This window comes from Reinekea sp. (genome assembly GCF_982785585.1).
On the sequence record NZ_CEYAVF010000005.1, the window covers coordinates 145,924 to 148,989 of the forward strand.

General features: G+C 56.4%; 2 protein-coding genes. Both read right to left on the bottom strand.

Features of this window, described 5'->3' with window-relative positions; genetic code table 11:
- Positions 1–92: 92 nt before the first annotated feature.
- On the bottom strand, positions 93–2,291 hold the full coding sequence (locus AC4FIC_RS04035) for a ComEC/Rec2 family competence protein (protein ID WP_474334073.1): 2,199 nt from the start codon (positions 2,289–2,291) through the stop codon (positions 93–95).
- Positions 2,292–2,312: 21 nt separating this feature from the next.
- The gene (locus tag AC4FIC_RS04040; protein ID WP_476194752.1) at positions 2,313–2,999 is read right to left on the bottom strand and encodes an ABC transporter ATP-binding protein; all 687 of its coding nucleotides are present in this window, start codon (positions 2,997–2,999) and stop codon (positions 2,313–2,315) included.
- Between the last annotated feature and the right edge of the window lie 67 nt (positions 3,000–3,066).

Below are 3,066 nucleotides of genomic sequence, written 5' to 3' on the forward strand. Positions count from 1 at the left end.
AACCAACCGCCTGACTTAATAATCTCAAACACAGCTATCCTCCTCTGAGGGGTGTTACTTTATCATAGGCACCTTTCAAAATCGTATAAAAATCAATAAATAAGGCGTTTTCGAAAGGCCGAATCCCAACTTCTGTAGCGCATGCCCTGCGCCCCGAAGGTGACTTGGATCGTACCAACCTTGGCGGTACTCAGGAGCCGCCGCTGTGGCTGGTTAAACCAGCTTAGCAGCATAGGCGATGGCCAACGCGGTCTGGCACGATCTGCGCTGCTAAGGATAAATAGCGCCGAGCGATTGGCCGTAAGCCAATCTTGTGCCGAGCTGCTGGCGGAGCCATGATGGCCCAAAACAATCATATCAAAGGGGAACAGCTCGGGGTGTTGCTGCAGTAGAAAATACTCAATCCGCTTGCTGGCATCACCGGTGATGAGAACTCGCCCGAAGCCTGAGTCATAGACCAAAATACAGGAATGATTATTGTCCGTATCCATCAGAACGGATGGGATGGGAATAAAACGCAGAAAGTCGTTCAATTGCCCAGCCCGATGGCAATTGCGCCAAGCCGATCGCGCGGCCGGAACGGTTGTGAGGGTGCGCGGTTGCCCCGCCCAAGTTACCAACTGCGGGTCTCGGGTTAAGATGAAATCCGCACCCGCGGCATGGTCTATGTCTGAATGGCTGACCACCAAGCCGGAAAGTGATCGGACCCTGCGGGCTAAATTGCGTTCGAACAGGCTGGTTACACCGCTCTGCCCGCCCGTATCATAGAGCCAACGATCGTCATTGTGTTCAATTAACACCGCTTGACCGTGACCGACATCGAATACCGTCACCCGCCGGGTCGCCCTAGGCTCCGATGCCAAGTGAAAGGTCATAAAGCCCAGGCCGAACAGCAATCCGAGCACCAACTTAAAGCGCCGATCCGGCAGCCACGCGAAGAGCATCAGTAAACTGGTTGCGAGCACCACCGTTAGCAGCGGCCACCAGGGTAACAATGTGCCGAAGTCACCGGCCCAAGCCATCACCCGAATGAGCATCTCGACGCCCCATTCAAAGGGCGGCACCAGTTCACTGCGGCCAAGTAGCAAAATGGCGAGGGCTAAGGGCAACAGCAGCAAAGCCAGACACGGAGTGACTAGGAGGTTAACCAGAGCCGCCAGCGGATTGAGGTAAAAGCCGAAGACCAGCGCCCAAGGCAGAATGGACAGGGACATAAACACCTGAAACAGCACCAGCTTCAGTAACCAATGGCGCGTGGCGATGAGTCGCCAACGCCAGAGCAACAGAATGATCAACACCGAGCTGAAGCTCAACCAGGCCCCCAGTCCGAGCCACGCCTCGGGCCTCATGAGCGTGAGGCCGATGGCCGCAACAGTGAGTCCACTGTACCAAGGCACCTGCCAACCGACCTGAACCAGCACAACCGGCAGCAGGGCCATTAACAGCGCCCGGGTAGCCGGTACCGGCCAGCCGAGCAAGGCGACATAGGCCGCGACTATGGTCAATACCACCAGATAGCGATGGGTCTGCGGGATCATTAGACGCCCGGCGCATAGCCAGGCCACGCCGTTCACCAGAGCCAAGACCATCAGGCTAACGAAGCCGATGTGCATGCCACTGACCACCAATAGATGGACCAATTGATTCTGTGCCAGGTCGGTGCGCAATTCAGATGACAGCGCAGCGGACCACCCGAGCGCCAGCGCACGCCACAATTCCAAACTGGCGGCGTCATCGAACAAGCCCTGACGTTGGTGATACAGACTTTGCGCTAGGGTGGGCCGATAGTCTTGCTGGTGCAGCGTCTTCAGGCTGGCCTTGGCATCAATTCGGGTCGCAAAATTGAAACTGTCGGCGTTAAAGGCGCCCGGAATGATATACCCGAACGGCTGGCGCACTTGGAAGTCTCCGCGCAGGCAGTGACCGGCAAGCAAGGTCGATGGCTCCAGTGCGATCGGCAAGGTCAGGCGTACCCGACGTAGGGAAAGTGCCTCGGGCTGTTCGACAACTCGAGCCATGGCGCTGCTGTAATCAAGGTAAGGCTTAGGGGGCTGTTCGAGACAGACGGTCAGAGGCACCCGTTGATGCACCCAAGAACGGGGTAAAACATGCGCACTGGTGCGCTCCAGTTGGCCGAGCACCAAGATGCCGAAGGCCACAGACGCAAAAAAAAGCCCTCTACGCCGACGTATCGGTACTAAACTGCCGACCGCCAGCAAAGCAAGCGCGGGCCAGAACCCCAAGTAATACCAAGTCGAAATGAGGCTTAAGAGTAGCGCGGTGATGAACATCCATGTCCTTGCCGAAGCGCGTTAGGAAATCAGCATTAATTGACCCTTGGTTAAGCGGAACTGGATCGGGACGTTTTTCGCCCATTCCTGATTGTGCGTTACGATCACAAAGCTGGACGCCAGGTGGTGATTTAAGGATTCAATCAGCCTATGGACCTGTTCCGACGTGTCTTCATCGAGATTACCGGTCGGTTCATCCATTAAAACGACATCGGGTTGCTTCACTAAGGCCCGCGCGATCGCGACCCGCTGCCGCTCGCCGCCAGACAATTCGGCGGGTCGATGGCTCATCCGGTCTTGCAAGCCCACCTCGGTCAACAGATGATGCGCATAGGCAATCGCCTCCGACCCAGCACGACCCTTAATACGCCAAGGCATCAGGACATTATCGAGCGCTGAAAACTCCGGTAACAGATGGTGAAACTGGAACACAAAGCCCATATGGGTATTGCGCGCGGCGGCGCGCTGACGATCATTCTGCTGGCCGATCACCTGGCCGGCCATGGTTACCGTGCCCGAGGTTGGATCGTCCAGGCCGGCCAATAGATTCAAGAGCGTGGTTTTACCCGAACCGCTGGTTCCGACAATACTGGCCATTTCGCCTCTGTGGATCTCGAAACTGATCTCCTTGAGCACATCGACCCGATCAGGACCCATCTGAAAGCTGCGGGTCACTGCCTGGCAGCCTAAAACCGAATTAAGATTCATAACGTAAGACCTCCGCCGGGGATATCTTGGACGCCTTCCAAGCCGGATAGATTGTCGACAGAACCGA

Bases quoted from the DNA above. Each gene is read 5' to 3' on its own strand.
- AC4FIC_RS04035 (WP_474334073.1), bottom strand. From the start codon at position 2,291: ATGTTCATCACCGCGCTACTCTTAAGCCTCATTTCGACTTGGTATTAC.
- AC4FIC_RS04040 (WP_476194752.1), bottom strand. From the start codon at position 2,999: ATGAATCTTAATTCGGTTTTAGGCTGCCAGGCAGTGACCCGCAGCTTT.